Origin of the sequence: Agrobacterium sp. CCNWLW155 (assembly GCF_036888815.1) — a bacterium.
In the GTDB taxonomy this organism is placed as follows: Bacteria; Pseudomonadota; Alphaproteobacteria; order Rhizobiales; family Rhizobiaceae; genus Agrobacterium; species Agrobacterium radiobacter.
On record NZ_JBAKFW010000001.1, the window covers coordinates 975,449 to 989,397 of the forward strand.

Here is a 13,949-nt window from a genome sequence, read left to right on the forward strand (position 1 = left end):
CCCGGCTTTTTAACTCACGACGCCCTGAAGGCGTCAGAACTTATGCGGCTTCGGCAGCAGCAGCTTCCGCAGCAACGCGAGCCTTGTCGGCTGCGCCCTTGGCATCAACGTCGCGCTCGACGAATTCAACGACGGCGAGAGCCGCGTTGTCGCCCTGGCGGAAGCCGGCCTTCATGATACGCAGGTAGCCGCCGTTGCGGGTTGCGTAACGCGAAGCGATCGCGTCGAACAGCTTGCGAACGGCGTCCTGATCCTTGATCTGCGAGATCGCCTGACGACGAGCGTGCAGGTCGCCGCGCTTGCCGAGGGTCACGAGACGCTCGACGATCGGACGGATTTCTTTCGCCTTCGGAAGGGTGGTTACGATCTGCTCATGGGTGATGAGCGAAGCAGCCATGTTGGCAAACATTGCCTTGCGGTGGCTGGCGGTTCTATTGAGCTTGCGGCCTGAATTTCCGTGGCGCATTGCTATTCTCCTTTAGTGCAGGCTTCCTATCCGGACCTGCCGTTTCCTGGCACATGCAGGTGACTTACCTGCTGTTTGACGGGGAAAGGCAGTCTTTAAAGGGTCTGCCTTTTTGATTGTTAGTACTGGTCTTCGTAACGCTTGGCGAGATCTTCGATGTTCTCAGGCGGCCATGCCGGTACTTCCATACCGAGGTGCAGACCCATGGAAGCGAGAACTTCCTTGATTTCGTTCAGCGACTTGCGACCAAAGTTCGGCGTGCGAAGCATTTCGGCTTCGGTCTTCTGGATCAGGTCGCCGATATAGACGATGTTGTCGTTCTTCAGGCAGTTAGCCGAACGAACCGACAGCTCCAGCTCGTCGACCTTCTTGAGAAGCGCCGGGTTGAACGCGAGTTCGGTAACCGATTCTTCTTCTGCTTCCTTCTGCGGCTCGTCGAAGTTGACGAAGACGCCGAGCTGGTCCTGAAGAATACGAGCGGCGAAGGCAACGGCGTCTTCGCCGGAAACCGAACCGTTGGTCTCGATCGTCATGATCAGCTTGTCATAGTCGAGAACCTGGCCTTCACGGGTGTTTTCCACCTTGTAGGACACTTTCTTGACCGGAGAATAGAGGCTGTCCACCGGAATGAGGCCAATCGGGGCATCTTCCGCGCGGTTGCGCTCAGCCGGTACGTAACCCTTGCCGTTGTTGACGGTGAATTCCATGCGGATTTCAGCGCCATCATCAAGCGTGCAGATCACGTGGTCGGGGTTCAGGATTTCGATGTCGCCAACCGTCTGGATGTCACCAGCGGTTACGGCACCTGGGCCCTGCTTGCGCACGACCATGCGCTTGGAATCGTCACCATCCATCTTGATGGCGATTTCCTTGATGTTGAGCACGATATCCGTCACATCTTCCCGAACGCCGGGGATGGAGGAGAATTCGTGCAGGACACCGTCGATCTGCACGGCCGTAACAGCGGCGCCGCGCAGAGAAGACAACAGAACGCGACGCAGCGCGTTGCCGAGGGTGAGGCCGAAACCACGTTCCAGCGGCTCGGCAACGAGCGTTGCCTTGGTGCGGCTGGACGAGGTGAACTCGACCTTGTTCGGCTTGATAAGTTCCTGCCAGTTCTTCTGAATCATCTTTAAACCTTCCGTTCGCCGCCACCATCCAATCGTGACGGACCGAGCATGAAAACACCGAGAGGAACCTAATTCAGTGGTTCATCGGTGGGTTCTTGAGCGCAAGTCCGTCGATCGAAATCGACGCGCACACGCCAGATACACGAAAATTCCGCCTGACCTGGGGAAAGGCGGAATTTCCGAACCACGGTCGCGTCAGACGCGGCGCTTCTTGCGCGGACGGCAACCGTTGTGCGGGATCGGCGTCACGTCGCGAATGGAGGTGATCATGAAACCGGCAGCCTGCAGAGCGCGAAGTGCCGATTCACGACCGGAACCCGGACCGCAAACTTCAACTTCAAGCGACTTCATGCCGTGTTCCTGAGCCTTCTTCGCGCAATCTTCAGCAGCGATCTGGGCAGCGAACGGGGTCGACTTACGCGAACCCTTGAAGCCCTTGGCACCAGCAGACGACCAGGCAATAGCATTGCCCTGTGCGTCGGTGATGGTGATCATCGTGTTGTTGAAGGTCGAGTTGACGTGCGCGACGCCCGACGTGATATTTTTACGTTCGCGACGGCGAACGCGTGCGGCTTCCTTGGCCATTTTATACCTTTCATTGATCTCTTCACCGCCGTAACACCAGCGGCTACACCGGCGATCGACCCGTCTCCGAGCTTCACGCCAAACTCAGAAAGGCTGGCGCGGACTGCACCAGCCTCCCCTTTCCGGAGAACCGGAAAATTACTTCTTCTTACCAGCGATAGCCTTCGCCGGACCCTTACGGGTGCGGGCGTTGGTGTGCGTGCGCTGACCGCGGACCGGAAGGCCACGACGGTGACGCAGGCCGCGGTAGCAACCGAGGTCCATCAAACGCTTGATGTTCATCGACGTGTCGCGACGCAGGTCGCCTTCGACCTGGTAGTCGCGGTCGATGGCTTCGCGGATCTGAAGAACTTCAGCATCCGTCAGCTGATGAACGCGCTTGTCAGCCGGAAGACCGACCTTGTCCATGATTTCCTGCGCGAATTTCGGACCAATCCCGTGAATGTAGGTCAGCGCAATAACAACGCGCTTTGCAGTCGGGATGTTGACGCCAGCGATACGTGCCACGTCTTTTCTCCTTGGTTCCAGTTGCCATCCGGCAAGTGGTGATTCCATTCGAGCGGCCGAGACCGCCAGTTCAAAATTGATGTCCGTGACAAGTCAAAACGACCGAACCCGGATCTCCCTTCCCTTAGGGAAATCCGCGCCAGTCGCTTGGGATGTCGCGAGTTGGCGCGGTGTTTAACGGAATCAGCGCAAAAAAGCAACCGGCTCCGCCAAGATTCTTTTGTGATCCAAAGGATCAGTCGCCATGCGGAAGCGAGATATGGGCAAGAACACAACAGCCTCGCCCATCCGCTCCATGATCAGGCGGAGGCTTTCTCGAGAACGCGCTCGATGGCCTCGGTGACAGCATCGACGTCAGCCATACCGTCAAGCGTTACGAGTTCGCCCTGTTCGCTGTAATAGGCAGACAGCGGCGCGGTCTTCTCGCGATATTCCGTCAGGCGCTTGCGGAACGCTTCCGGATTGTCATCCGAGCGAACCGTGCCGCCGGCGGCAATGGTTTCAGCCACACGGTTTTCGATTCGGCGAATCAACGCCTCTTCGTCGACCTTGAGTTCGATAACGGCATCTAGGACCAGATTCTTCTTGCGCATGTTGTCTGCAAGCGCCTTGGCCTGCGGAACGGTGCGCGGATAGCCGTCCAGAATAAAGCCCTTGGCACAGTCCGGTGCTTCGATGCGTTCGGAAACGATCTGATTGACGATATCGTCGGAAACAAGCCCGCCGGCGTCCATGACGGCCTTGGCGCGTTTGCCGATTTCGGTGCCCGCGCTGACCGCAGCGCGAAGCATGTCACCGGTGGAAAGCTGCGGGATCCCGTACTTATCAGTCAGGCGCTTGGCCTGGGTTCCCTTGCCCGCACCCGGCGGACCCAAAAATATCAGTCTCATCGTCCCCTCTTTCCTCCACGCAACTTCGACTTCTTGATCAGCCCTTCATATTGCTGCGCGATCAGGTGGCCCTGAATCTGCGCAACCGTATCCAGAGTTACACTGACAACGATCAAAAGCGAAGTACCACCAAGGGCTAATGGAATGCCCGTGCGTGCGATAAGTGTCTCAGGAAGGATACACACGAAGACCAGATAAATCGCGCCGACCACGGTGATACGGGTCAGGACGTAATCAATGTACTCCGCGGTGCGCTCGCCCGGACGAATGCCCGGAATGAAGCCGCCATGCTTCTTGAGGTTATCTGCGGTGTCCTTCGGATTGAAGACTATCGCCGTATAGAAAAACGCGAAGAACGCGATCAGCAGGCCATAGAGCGCCATGAACAGCGGCTGTCCGTGCTGCAGCGACGCGATGATCGAAGTCGCCCAGGCCGGCAGGTTGGTGTTGCCGGCAAAACCAGCAGCCGTTGCCGGCAGAAGCAGCAGCGAAGATGCGAAGATCGCGGGAATGACGCCGGCCGTGTTGAGCTTCAGCGGCAGATGCGAAGTATCGCCCTGGAACATCCGGTTGCCGACCTGTCGCTTCGGATATTGAATGAGCAGACGGCGCTGGGCGCGCTCCACGAAGACGATAAGAGCGATGACACCGATGGCGACCACGACAACCATCAGGATGAGCGGGGTCGAAAGCGCACCGGTGCGGCCGAGTTCCAGCGTGCCGGCGAGCGCCTTGGGCAGGCCTGCGGCAATACCCGCGAAGATGATCAGCGAAATACCGTTGCCGATACCACGCGAAGTGATCTGCTCACCGAGCCACATCAGGAACATCGTGCCGCCGAGCAGCGTGATGACGGTGGAAACGCGGAAGAACCAGCCGGGATCGACCACAAGGCCGTTGCCGCTTTCAAGGCCGACCGCAATACCATAGGCCTGCAGCGTGCCGAGCAGCACCGTGCCGTAGCGGGTGTACTGGTTGATGATCTTGCGGCCGGCTTCGCCTTCCTTCTTCAACGCTTCGAGCGACGGCACGACCGACGTCATGAGCTGCACGATGATCGAAGCGGAGATGTAAGGCATGATGCCGAGGGCGAAGATCGCCATGCGCTCGACAGCGCCACCCGCAAACATGTTGAAAAGACCGAGAATACCGTTGGCCTGGCCACGGAAGGCCTGCGCATAGGCTTCGGGGTTCAGGCCCGGAAGCGGAATATGGGTGCCGAGACGGTAGACGAGAAGTGCGGCAAGAGTAAACCAGAGACGCTTTTTCAGATCCTCCGCCTTAGCGAAGGTCGAAAAATTCAGGTTCGAAGCCAGTTGTTCCGCTGCTGAAGCCATAAATTTCTCCGAATGACCCTTGCCAGCCAGCGCAACCGGCCGATGCGGAAAGGTCTAAAAGATACTGGTCAAAACCGGGCTTCGGACAAATGCGGCTCTCGACCGCCATCATGCCTCACCCTGTTTTTTATGTCCTATCCCCTCCCCTACGGAAGTTCAAGAACTGTGAGGCTCTCCCTGCAGCACTTTCTGCCGCAAGCGGGGCCAAGGAAGCACACCGCGAAGAGATTGCCCTGATGCTCTATAAATCGATTTAGATCGAAAGCACCATAGGCCAGGGAGCGCAAACGCCCGGAGCGACTATGCGCCCCGGGCGTCTGAAGTGTATATATTACTCGGAAGCTTCTACTGCAACAGCGAGAAGCTTGATCGAGCCGCCGGCCTTTTCGATCTTTTCGATTGCAGGCTTGGAAGCGCCGGCAACTTCGAAAGCGACCTTTGCCTTCAGCTCGCCGTCGGCGAGAATGCGAACGCCGTCCTTGGCGCGACGGATGATGCCGGCAGCCTTGAGAGCTGCAGCATCGATCGTTGCGGAAGCGTCAAGCTTCTTGGCGTCGATGGCGGTCTGAATGCGGCCGAGCGATACGACAACATATTCGGAAGCGAAGATGTTGTTGAAACCGCGCTTCGGCAGACGACGGTAGATTGGCATCTGACCGCCTTCAAAACCGTTGATGGCGACGCCCGAACGAGCCTTCTGACCCTTCACACCGCGACCACCGGTCTTGCCCTTGCCAGAACCGATACCGCGACCTACGCGGATACGGTCCTTGGAGGAGCCTTCGTTGTCTCTGATTTCATTGAGTTTCATGATAGGTTACTCCGTCTCACTTCTCGTCAACGACGCGAACGAGATGCTGGACCGCACGGATCATGCCGCGAACCGCAGGAGTATCTTCCAGGGTGCGCTGACGATGCATCTTGTTGAGACCCAGACCGACCAGCGTCTGACGCTGGATTGCCGGGCGGCGAATAGGGCTGCCGATCTGTTCGACCGTAACAGTCTTCTTGGCTTCAGTAGTCTTCTTGGCCATGATCCAGCTCCTTATTCTTCAGAAGCGTTGCCGGACGCGGCACGGCGAGCCTGAAGGGTCGCATACTTGAGACCGCGCTGTGCAGCGATGTCCTTCGGATGAACCTGATGCTTCAGAGCGTCGAACGTTGCGCGAACCATGTTGTACGGGTTCGAAGAACCGGTCGACTTGGCAACAACGTCGTGAACACCCAGCGTTTCAAAAACAGCGCGCATCGGGCCACCGGCGATGATACCGGTACCGGCCTTGGCCGAACGCAGCAGAACCTTGCCAGCGCCGTGACGGCCATTGACGTCATGATGCAGAGTGCGGCCATCGCGCAGCGGAACGAAGATCAGATCGCGCTTTGCGCTCTCGGTAGCCTTACGGATGGCTTCCGGAACTTCGCGAGCCTTGCCGTGACCGAAGCCAACGCGGCCCTTCTGGTCGCCAACGACGACGAGAGCGGCGAAGCCGAAGCGACGGCCACCCTTAACAACCTTTGCAACGCGGTTGATCGCGACCAGCTTGTCGACGAATTCGCTATCGCGCTCTTCACGGTTCTGGCGATCGTCGCGAGAACCTCTTTTTTCCTGTGCCATTGTCCTTGTCCTTTTTCTTTTACGGGTGGAACGGCAAACGAAAAGACCACCGGCCTCGATAAAGAGACCCGCATGGCCCGGTGAAATTCCGCCCGGATCGTTGTCCGGGCGGAAAAAAATCAGAAGTTCAGACCGCTTTCGCGGGCAGCGTCTGCCAGGGCCTTGATGCGGCCGTGATAGATGAACGCGCCACGATCGAATACGACATCCTTGACGCCAGCCTTGACGCCACGCTCGGCAACCAGCTTGCCTACGACAGCTGCTGCTGCAACGTCGGCGCCGGTCTTGAGCGAGCCGCGCAGATCTGCTTCGAGCGTGGAGGCAGACGCAAGCGTCTTGCCAGCAACGTCATCGATGATCTGGGCGTAGATGTTCTTCGACGAGCGATGAACCGACAGGCGCGGGCGGCCGTTGGCAACCGCCTTGATCTGGCGGCGCACACGGCTCGCGCGACGTGCAAGTGCTTCTTTCCTGCTAGCCATTTCGCGTGATCCTTACTTCTTCTTGCCTTCTTTGCGGACAATACGCTCTTCAGCGTACTTCACGCCCTTACCCTTGTAGGGCTCGGGACCGCGGTATTCGCGGATTTCCGCGGCTACCTGGCCAACCTGCTGCTTGTTGATGCCGGAAACGATGATTTCCGTCGGCTTCGGAACGGCAATGGTGATGCCGACCGGCGGCTCGTAAACCACGTCGTGGGAAAAGCCGAGAGCCAGCTGCAGGTTCTTGCCCTGCATGGCGGCACGGTAACCGACGCCGTTGATTTCGAGCTTGCGCTCGTAACCGTCCTTAACACCCTTGAAGATGTTCTCGATCATCGTGCGGGACATGCCCCACTTCGAACGAGCTTCCTTGGTGCCGTTAGCCGGCGTTACGGAAACGCCGTTATCTTCGAGCTTCAGCTGAATGTCGTCGTTAGCGACGAAAAACAGTTCACCCTTCGGGCCCTTCGCAGTGACCTTCTGGCCGTCGACATTGGCCGTCACACCTGCGGGAACCGGAACGGGCTTTTTACCGATACGAGACATTATTCAATCCTGTCTGTTCGTTATGGAGATCCTTGCTCGGGTCTTAGAAGACCGAGCAAAGAACCTCGCCACCAACGTTCTGTTCGCGAGCCTGGTGATCGGCCATCACGCCCTTCGGGGTCGAAAGGATGGTGATGCCGAGGCCGTTCGCGACCTGCGGAATGGACTTTACCGAGACATAAACCCGGCGGCCCGGCTTGGAAACGCGGCCGATCTCACGGATCACGGACGCGCCTTCGTAGTACTTCAGCTCGATCGTGAATTCGGACTTGCCGTTTTCGAAATCGACCTTGGAATAACCGCGAATGTAGCCTTCAGCCTGCAGCACGTCGAGAACGCGTGCGCGGAGGCTGGAAGCAGGCGTGCTTACCGCAGACTTGCGGCGAGCGGCACCATTGCGGATGCGGGTGAGCATATCACCCAAAGGATCAGTCATGGTCATGTGCCCGTCTCCTTACCAGCTCGACTTGACAATGCCCGGCACCTTGCCGGAATTGCCCAGCTCACGAAGCGCGATACGCGACATCTTGAGCTTGCGATAGAACGCGCGCGGACGGCCCGTTACTTCGCAGCGGTTGCGGATACGCGTCTTCGAGCCGTCACGCGGCAGCGAAGCGAGCTTCAGAGTGGCCTTGAACCGGTCTTCGATCGGAAGGGACTGGTTCATCACGATCGCCTTCAGTGCAGCGCGCTTGGCGGCCTGCTGGGCGACCGACTTGCGGCGGCGCTTGTTCTTTTCAACTGCGCTTGTTTTCGCCATATCGGAGTTCCTTTTCTACGCTCGTCGTTACGGTTAGTGACGGAACGGGAAGTTGAACTCTGTCAGCAGAGCCCGAGCTTCGTCGTCCGACGTCGCCGTCGTGCAAACGATGATGTCCATGCCCCACATCTGATCAACCTTATCGTAGTTGATCTCAGGGAACACAATGTGTTCCTTGATGCCCATGGCGAAGTTGCCACGGCCGTCAAAGCTCTTCGGGTTCAGGCCCCGGAAGTCGCGAACGCGCGGCAGCGCGATGTTGACCAGACGATCAAGGAATTCGTACATGCGTGCGCCACGAAGGGTAACCTTCGCACCGATCGGCATGCCTTCGCGAACCTTGAAACCAGCGATCGAGTTGCGAGCGCGGGTAACGACCGGCTTCTGGCCGGCAATTGCAGCCAGATCGGCGGCAGCAATCGTGGGCTTCTTGGAGTCGGCAGTTGCCTCGCCAACACCCATGTTGATCACGATCTTTTCAAGCTTCGGGATCATCATCACGTTGGCGTAGGAGAACTTCTCCTGCATGGCGCCACGGATACGGGAAACGTATTCCGTCTTGAGACGCGGCTCGTACTTATCAGCCATCGATCACTTCTCCCGAACGCTTGGCCACGCGGACCTTCTTGCCATCCACAACAGAGAAGCCAACGCGGGTCGGCTTGCCATCCTTGTCGACGATGGCGATGTTGGAGATGTGCAAGGATGCTTCCTTGTTGATGATGCCGGCTTCCTGTGCCTGGGTCTGGCGCTGGTGACGCTTCACCATGTTTACGCCACGCACAACGGCACGGTCTTCTTTCGGCATCACCTGGATTACTTCGCCGGTACGGCCCTTGTCCTTACCGGTCAATACGACAACCTTGTCGCCTTTACGAATTTTCTGCATCGCTATAGCTCCTTACAGCACTTCTGGAGCCAGCGAGATGATCTTCATGTGGTTCTTGGCGCGAAGTTCACGCGGAACCGGTCCGAAGATACGGGTGCCGATCGGCTCTTTCTTGTTGTCGATAAGAACGGCTGCGTTGTTATCGAAACGGATGACGCTGCCGTCAGCGCGGCGGATGTCCTTGGCGGTGCGAACGACAACCGCCTTCATCACGTCGCCCTTCTTGACGCGGCCGCGCGGAATAGCTTCCTTGATGGAAACGACAATAATGTCGCCAACAGAAGCATATTTGCGCTTCGAGCCGCCCAGCACCTTGATGCACATGACACGACGTGCGCCGGAATTATCCGCCACGTCGAGGTTTGTTTGCATCTGAATCATGTCAGGTCGCCTTCTTGTTGTTACCGGAACGGTTGGGCAAACTCTCCCGAGCGAGCCCCCTGCCCCAGCTTATGAATATATCTTCGTCTTGCGCGGAAATGTCGTGACAGGGTGGTTTCCCGAAGGACCTTCCGTGCGCATCAAAGCAAAAGACGCTCGATTCACGAGCGTCCTTGCGGTGCTTCATACAGGAATTCGCGCCAAGTTCAAGAGACCTGGCGCGATTCTGATGAAATTAAGCCTGGGCGGATACGACCGTCCAGCGCTTGTCCTTGGAGATCGGTGCGCATTCCTCGATGGAAACGACATCGCCGACCTTATACTGATTGTTCTCGTCGTGTGCCTTGTACTTCTTCGAACGACGAACGGTCTTCTGAAGCAGCGGGTGAGCGAATCGACGCTCAACACGAACTACGACAGTCTTCTCGTTCTTGTCGGACACAACGACGCCCTGCAGAATGCGTTTCGGCATATTATTTTTCCTTAGGCCTTGGCTTCTGCCGCCTTCTGGCGGGCAATGGTTTTAACGCGGGCGATATCCTTGCGGACTTCGTTGATGCGCGAGGACTTCTCCAGCTGACCAGTCGCCTTCTGGAAGCGCAGGTTGAACTGCTCCTTCTTCAGATCGGCGAGCTTGTCCTTGAGCTGGTCGGCGCTGAGGCCGCGAACTTCATCGGCTTTCATGTGCCTTGCTCCTTACTCTGCGATGCGCTGTACGAAGCGCGTCTTGACCGAGAGCTTGGCAGCGCCGAGACGAAGCGCCTCACGGGCGATCTCCTCGGTAACACCGTCGATCTCGAACATCATACGACCGGGCTTGACCTTGCATGCCCAGTAATCGACCGAACCCTTGCCCTTACCCATACGAACTTCGGTCGGCTTGGCCGTAACCGGAACGTCGGGGAATACGCGGATCCACACACGACCTGCGCGCTTCATGTAACGCGTGATCGCGCGGCGGGCCGCTTCGATCTCGCGTGCATTCACGCGGTTCGGTTCCTGCGACTTCAAGCCGAATTCACCGAATGCCAGGTCAAAGCCGCCCTTGGCGACGCCTTTGATGCGTCCCTTGAACTGCTTACGGTACTTAGTACGCTTTGGCTGCAACATTTTCTTACTTCTCCGAGCTTATCTTTCGCCAGCGTCAATCAAGCGTTTTCGCGACGACGATCGGAACGATCGCCACGCTCACGGCTTGCAGGGCCCTGTGCGTCGCCTTCGAGACCGCGACGCTCAGAAGCCATCGGATCGTGCTCAAGGATTTCGCCCTTGAAGATCCAGACCTTGATGCCGCAGATGCCGAATGCGGTTTCAGCTTCGGCTGTGCCGTAGTCAATGTCCGCACGCAGCGTGTGCAACGGAACGCGACCTTCGCGGTACCATTCGGTACGAGCGATTTCTGCACCACCGAGACGGCCGCCGCAGGTGATCTTGATGCCTTCGGCGCCAAGACGCATTGCGGACTGAACAGCACGCTTCATCGCACGGCGGAAAGCCACGCGGCGCTCGAGCTGCTGAGCGATCGACTGGGCAACCAGCGTCGCGTCGATTTCCGGCTTGCGCACTTCAACGATGTTGAGGTGCGTTTCGGAGTTGGTCATTTCGGAAAGCTTCTTGCGAAGCTTCTCGATGTCTGCACCCTTCTTGCCGATGATCAGACCCGGACGAGCCGAGTGGATCGTGACGCGGCACTTCTTGTGCGGACGCTCAATGACGACCTTGGCGATACCGGCCTGCTTGAGTTCCTTGATCAGGTAAGCCCGGATCTTCAGGTCTTCATGCAGAAGCTTGCCGTATTCTGCGGTGTCAGCGTACCAGCGGCTGTCCCAGGTACGGTTGATGCCGAGGCGGAAGCCGATCGGATTGATTTTCTGACCCATTATGCGGCCTCCCCTTTTTCCTCAACTTCACGAACAACGATCGTGAGGTGAGAGAACGGCTTTTCAATGCGGGAAGCACGACCACGGCCACGGGCGTGGAAACGCTTCATGGTGATGGACTTGCCAACATAGGCCTCGGCGACGACGAGAGCGTCGACGTCGAGGTCATGGTTGTTTTCCGCATTGGCAATTGCAGATTCGAGCGTCTTCTTGACGGTGCCTGCAATGCGCTTGCGGGAGAATTCGAGCTCGGCGAGAGCGCGATCAACCTTCTTGCCACGGATAAGAGCGGCAACCAGGTTCAGTTTCTGGGGGCTGACGCGGAGCGTACGGGCAATGGCCTGAGCCTCATTGTCCTTCAGCCGGCGTTCGGTCTTAGCCTTCGCCATGATTACTTCCTCTTTGCCTTCTTGTCCGCGCCGTGACCGTAATAGGTACGGGTCGGAGAGAATTCACCGAACTTGTGTCCGACCATGTCTTCGTTGACGGAGACGGGCACATGCTTGCTGCCGTTGTAGACGCCGAACGTCAGACCAACGAACTGCGGCAGGATCGTGGAGCGACGGCTCCAGATCTTGATTACTTCGTTACGTCCGCTCTCGCGCACCTTCTCAGCCTTGGTGAGAAGATAGCCGTCAACAAACGGACCTTTCCATACTGAACGAGCCATTAGTGACTACCTCTCTTACTTCTTACGCTGATGGCGCGAGCGCATGATGAACTTGTCGGTCGACTTGTTCGAACGGGTGCGCTTGCCCTTCGTGGGTTTACCCCACGGAGTAACCGGGTGGCGACCACCCGACGTGCGACCTTCACCACCACCGTGCGGGTGGTCGACCGGGTTCATGACGACGCCGCGAACGTGCGGACGCTTGCCACGCCAACGCGAACGACCGGCTTTACCGTCGTTGATGTTGCCGTGATCCGAGTTCGAAACAGCGCCGATCGATGCGAGGCAGGAGCCGTGCACCAGACGCTGTTCGCCCGAGTTGAGACGCAGGATGGCCATACCGGCATCGCGGCCGACGAGCTGGACATACGTACCGGCGGAGCGAGCGATCTGACCGCCCTTGCCCGGCTTCATCTCGACGTTGTGGATGATCGAACCAACAGGAATGTACTGAAGCGGCATGGTGTTGCCGGGCTTCACGTCCACTGCCTTGTCGGAGGCGATCACCTTGTCACCGGCAGCGAGACGCTGTGGCGCGAGAATGTAAGCCTGTTCGCCGTCGGTATACGTAACCAGCGCGATGAACGCGGTGCGGTTGGGGTCGTATTCCAAACGTTCAACGGTGCCTTCAACGTCGAACTTGCGACGCTTGAAGTCAACCAGACGGTAGGTCCGCTTGTGACCGCCACCCTGGAAACGGACGGTGATCCGGCCCTGGTTGTTACGGCCACCCTTGGAGCTGAGGCCCTGGGTGAGAGCCTTTACCGGCTTGCCCTTGTAGAGCGAAGCGCGGTCCACGATAACCAGCTGACGCTGGCTCGGCGTGGTCGGATTGAAACTTTTCAATGCCATATTCTTGTTCCCTTTTGGGTCTTTGCCCGCTTGGGCCTAACCTTTAGAGTCCGGTGGACACGTCGATGGATTGACCTTCGGCGAGCGTAACGACGGCTTTCTTGACGTCCTTCAGCTTACCGGCGAACCCACGGAAACGACGGGTCTTACCCTTGCGGATAAGCGTGTTCACAGCCGTGACTTTGACGCCGAAGAGAGCTTCCACGGCAGCCTTGATTTCAGGCTTGGAAGCGCTTTTGGCGACGTTGAATACGACCTGGTTCTGTTCGGATACCAGCGTCGACTTTTCCGTGATCGAAGGAGATACGATCACATCGTAGTGGCGAAGATCCGTCATTTGAACCGCTCCTCCAGAGCCTCTACAGCAGCCTTGGAAAGCACCAGCTTGCCACGGCGCAGGATGTCGTAAACATTGATGCCCTGTACCGGCAGAACGTCCACATTCGGGATGTTCTGAGCAGCGAGCTTGAAGTTGCCATCAAGTTCGGCGCCGCCGATGACGAGAGCGTTGGTCAGGCCAAGCGAAGCGAAGCTGCCCAGCAGAGCCTTGGTCTTTGCTTCGGACGCGACCAGCTGATCGACGATGATCAGTTCTTCAGCCTTCAGCTTTGCAGACAGGGCGTGACGCAGAGCAAGCGCACGAACCTTCTTGGGAAGGTCATGTGCGTGGCTGCGAACGACCGGGCCGTGGGCCTTGCCGCCGCCGCGGAACTGCGGTGCGCGAGCCGAATGGTGACGAGCGCGGCCCGTACCCTTCTGCTTGTACATCTTCGCGCCGGTGCGGGAAACTTCCGACCGGTTCTTGGACTTGTGGGTTCCCTGCTGCTTCTTTGCAAGCTGCCAGCGAACCATACGGGCCAGGATGTCCTGGCGGGGGTCGAGGCCGAAGATCTCATCCGACAGAGAAACCTTGCCGGCGTCTTTTCCCTCGAGGGTTTTGACGTTCAATTCCATGATAA

General features: G+C 58.0%; 25 protein-coding genes. All 25 read right to left on the minus strand.

Features of this window, described 5'->3' with window-relative positions; translation table 11 throughout:
- Window positions 1-40: 40 nt before the first annotated feature.
- Complete coding sequence (gene rplQ, locus V6S97_RS04905; RefSeq protein WP_003495230.1) at window positions 41-466, minus strand: 50S ribosomal protein L17; 426 nt, start codon at window positions 464-466, stop codon at window positions 41-43.
- 119 nt (window positions 467-585) lie between these two features.
- Entirely contained in the window at window positions 586-1,596 is a 1,011-nt protein-coding gene (locus tag V6S97_RS04910; RefSeq protein WP_003495228.1) for a DNA-directed RNA polymerase subunit alpha, read from the minus strand.
- A gap of 195 nt (window positions 1,597-1,791) precedes the next feature.
- On the minus strand, window positions 1,792-2,181 hold the full coding sequence (gene rpsK / locus V6S97_RS04915; protein WP_003495225.1) for a 30S ribosomal protein S11: 390 nt from the start codon (window positions 2,179-2,181) through the stop codon (window positions 1,792-1,794).
- Window positions 2,182-2,319: 138 nt separating this feature from the next.
- Window positions 2,320-2,688 (minus strand): 30S ribosomal protein S13, encoded by a 369-nt coding sequence (rpsM, locus tag V6S97_RS04920; protein WP_003507791.1) that lies wholly within the window; start codon window positions 2,686-2,688, stop codon window positions 2,320-2,322.
- Between the two features lie 299 nt (window positions 2,689-2,987).
- Window positions 2,988-3,578 carry an adenylate kinase gene (locus V6S97_RS04925; RefSeq protein ID WP_003507790.1) on the minus strand — a complete coding sequence of 197 codons (591 nt, stop codon included), beginning with the start codon at window positions 3,576-3,578 and terminating at the stop codon, window positions 2,988-2,990.
- Window positions 3,575-4,915, minus strand: a complete 1,341-nt coding sequence (gene secY / locus V6S97_RS04930; RefSeq protein WP_003507789.1) for a preprotein translocase subunit SecY — start codon at window positions 4,913-4,915, stop codon at window positions 3,575-3,577. The genes V6S97_RS04925 and secY overlap by 4 nt, the downstream gene beginning before the upstream one ends.
- A gap of 331 nt (window positions 4,916-5,246) precedes the next feature.
- Window positions 5,247-5,726, minus strand: coding sequence for a 50S ribosomal protein L15 (gene rplO, locus V6S97_RS04935; protein WP_003507788.1), 480 nt, complete (start codon window positions 5,724-5,726; stop codon window positions 5,247-5,249).
- 16 nt (window positions 5,727-5,742) lie between these two features.
- Window positions 5,743-5,949: a 50S ribosomal protein L30 gene (gene rpmD / locus V6S97_RS04940; protein ID WP_003495212.1), complete on the minus strand. Its 207-nt coding sequence runs from the start codon at window positions 5,947-5,949 to the stop codon at window positions 5,743-5,745.
- Between the two features lie 11 nt (window positions 5,950-5,960).
- Complete coding sequence (gene rpsE / locus V6S97_RS04945) at window positions 5,961-6,530, minus strand: 30S ribosomal protein S5 (protein ID WP_003495208.1); 570 nt, start codon at window positions 6,528-6,530, stop codon at window positions 5,961-5,963.
- A gap of 119 nt (window positions 6,531-6,649) precedes the next feature.
- Window positions 6,650-7,012, minus strand: a complete 363-nt coding sequence (gene rplR, locus V6S97_RS04950) for a 50S ribosomal protein L18 (protein ID WP_003507787.1) — start codon at window positions 7,010-7,012, stop codon at window positions 6,650-6,652.
- Between the two features lie 12 nt (window positions 7,013-7,024).
- Window positions 7,025-7,558, minus strand: coding sequence for a 50S ribosomal protein L6 (gene rplF, locus V6S97_RS04955; protein WP_003495204.1), 534 nt, complete (start codon window positions 7,556-7,558; stop codon window positions 7,025-7,027).
- A 43-nt stretch (window positions 7,559-7,601) separates the two neighbouring features.
- Window positions 7,602-8,000 carry a 30S ribosomal protein S8 gene (gene rpsH, locus V6S97_RS04960; RefSeq protein WP_003507786.1) on the minus strand — a complete coding sequence of 133 codons (399 nt, stop codon included), beginning with the start codon at window positions 7,998-8,000 and terminating at the stop codon, window positions 7,602-7,604.
- Window positions 8,001-8,012: 12 nt separating this feature from the next.
- Complete coding sequence (gene rpsN / locus V6S97_RS04965; RefSeq protein ID WP_003507785.1) at window positions 8,013-8,318, minus strand: 30S ribosomal protein S14; 306 nt, start codon at window positions 8,316-8,318, stop codon at window positions 8,013-8,015.
- A 33-nt stretch (window positions 8,319-8,351) separates the two neighbouring features.
- The gene (rplE, locus tag V6S97_RS04970; RefSeq protein WP_003507784.1) at window positions 8,352-8,906 is read right to left on the minus strand and encodes a 50S ribosomal protein L5; all 555 of its coding nucleotides are present in this window, start codon (window positions 8,904-8,906) and stop codon (window positions 8,352-8,354) included.
- Window positions 8,899-9,207: a 50S ribosomal protein L24 gene (rplX, locus tag V6S97_RS04975; protein ID WP_003495200.1), complete on the minus strand. Its 309-nt coding sequence runs from the start codon at window positions 9,205-9,207 to the stop codon at window positions 8,899-8,901. The genes rplE and rplX overlap by 8 nt, the downstream gene beginning before the upstream one ends.
- 12 nt (window positions 9,208-9,219) lie before the next feature.
- Window positions 9,220-9,588: a 50S ribosomal protein L14 gene (rplN, locus tag V6S97_RS04980; protein ID WP_003495199.1), complete on the minus strand. Its 369-nt coding sequence runs from the start codon at window positions 9,586-9,588 to the stop codon at window positions 9,220-9,222.
- A 235-nt stretch (window positions 9,589-9,823) separates the two neighbouring features.
- Entirely contained in the window at window positions 9,824-10,060 is a 237-nt protein-coding gene (rpsQ, locus tag V6S97_RS04985; RefSeq protein ID WP_003495195.1) for a 30S ribosomal protein S17, read from the minus strand.
- Window positions 10,061-10,071: 11 nt separating this feature from the next.
- A complete protein-coding gene (rpmC, locus tag V6S97_RS04990; protein WP_003495193.1) occupies window positions 10,072-10,272 on the minus strand; it encodes a 50S ribosomal protein L29 in 201 nt (66 codons plus the stop codon).
- 12 nt (window positions 10,273-10,284) lie between these two features.
- Window positions 10,285-10,698 carry a 50S ribosomal protein L16 gene (gene rplP, locus V6S97_RS04995; RefSeq protein ID WP_003507774.1) on the minus strand — a complete coding sequence of 138 codons (414 nt, stop codon included), beginning with the start codon at window positions 10,696-10,698 and terminating at the stop codon, window positions 10,285-10,287.
- Window positions 10,699-10,736: 38 nt separating this feature from the next.
- Entirely contained in the window at window positions 10,737-11,468 is a 732-nt protein-coding gene (gene rpsC, locus V6S97_RS05000) for a 30S ribosomal protein S3 (protein WP_003507773.1), read from the minus strand.
- Window positions 11,468-11,857: a 50S ribosomal protein L22 gene (gene rplV / locus V6S97_RS05005; RefSeq protein WP_003495184.1), complete on the minus strand. Its 390-nt coding sequence runs from the start codon at window positions 11,855-11,857 to the stop codon at window positions 11,468-11,470. Before rplV ends, rpsC begins: the two co-directional genes overlap by 1 nt.
- 2 nt (window positions 11,858-11,859) lie before the next feature.
- Window positions 11,860-12,138 carry a 30S ribosomal protein S19 gene (rpsS, locus tag V6S97_RS05010; protein WP_003507772.1) on the minus strand — a complete coding sequence of 93 codons (279 nt, stop codon included), beginning with the start codon at window positions 12,136-12,138 and terminating at the stop codon, window positions 11,860-11,862.
- Window positions 12,139-12,153: 15 nt separating this feature from the next.
- The gene (gene rplB, locus V6S97_RS05015) at window positions 12,154-12,990 is read right to left on the minus strand and encodes a 50S ribosomal protein L2 (protein WP_003507771.1); all 837 of its coding nucleotides are present in this window, start codon (window positions 12,988-12,990) and stop codon (window positions 12,154-12,156) included.
- Window positions 12,991-13,033: 43 nt separating this feature from the next.
- Window positions 13,034-13,327, minus strand: a complete 294-nt coding sequence (locus V6S97_RS05020) for a 50S ribosomal protein L23 (RefSeq protein WP_003495178.1) — start codon at window positions 13,325-13,327, stop codon at window positions 13,034-13,036.
- The gene (gene rplD, locus V6S97_RS05025; RefSeq protein WP_003495173.1) at window positions 13,324-13,944 is read right to left on the minus strand and encodes a 50S ribosomal protein L4; all 621 of its coding nucleotides are present in this window, start codon (window positions 13,942-13,944) and stop codon (window positions 13,324-13,326) included. Before rplD ends, V6S97_RS05020 begins: the two co-directional genes overlap by 4 nt.
- Window positions 13,945-13,949: the final 5 nt, after the last annotated feature.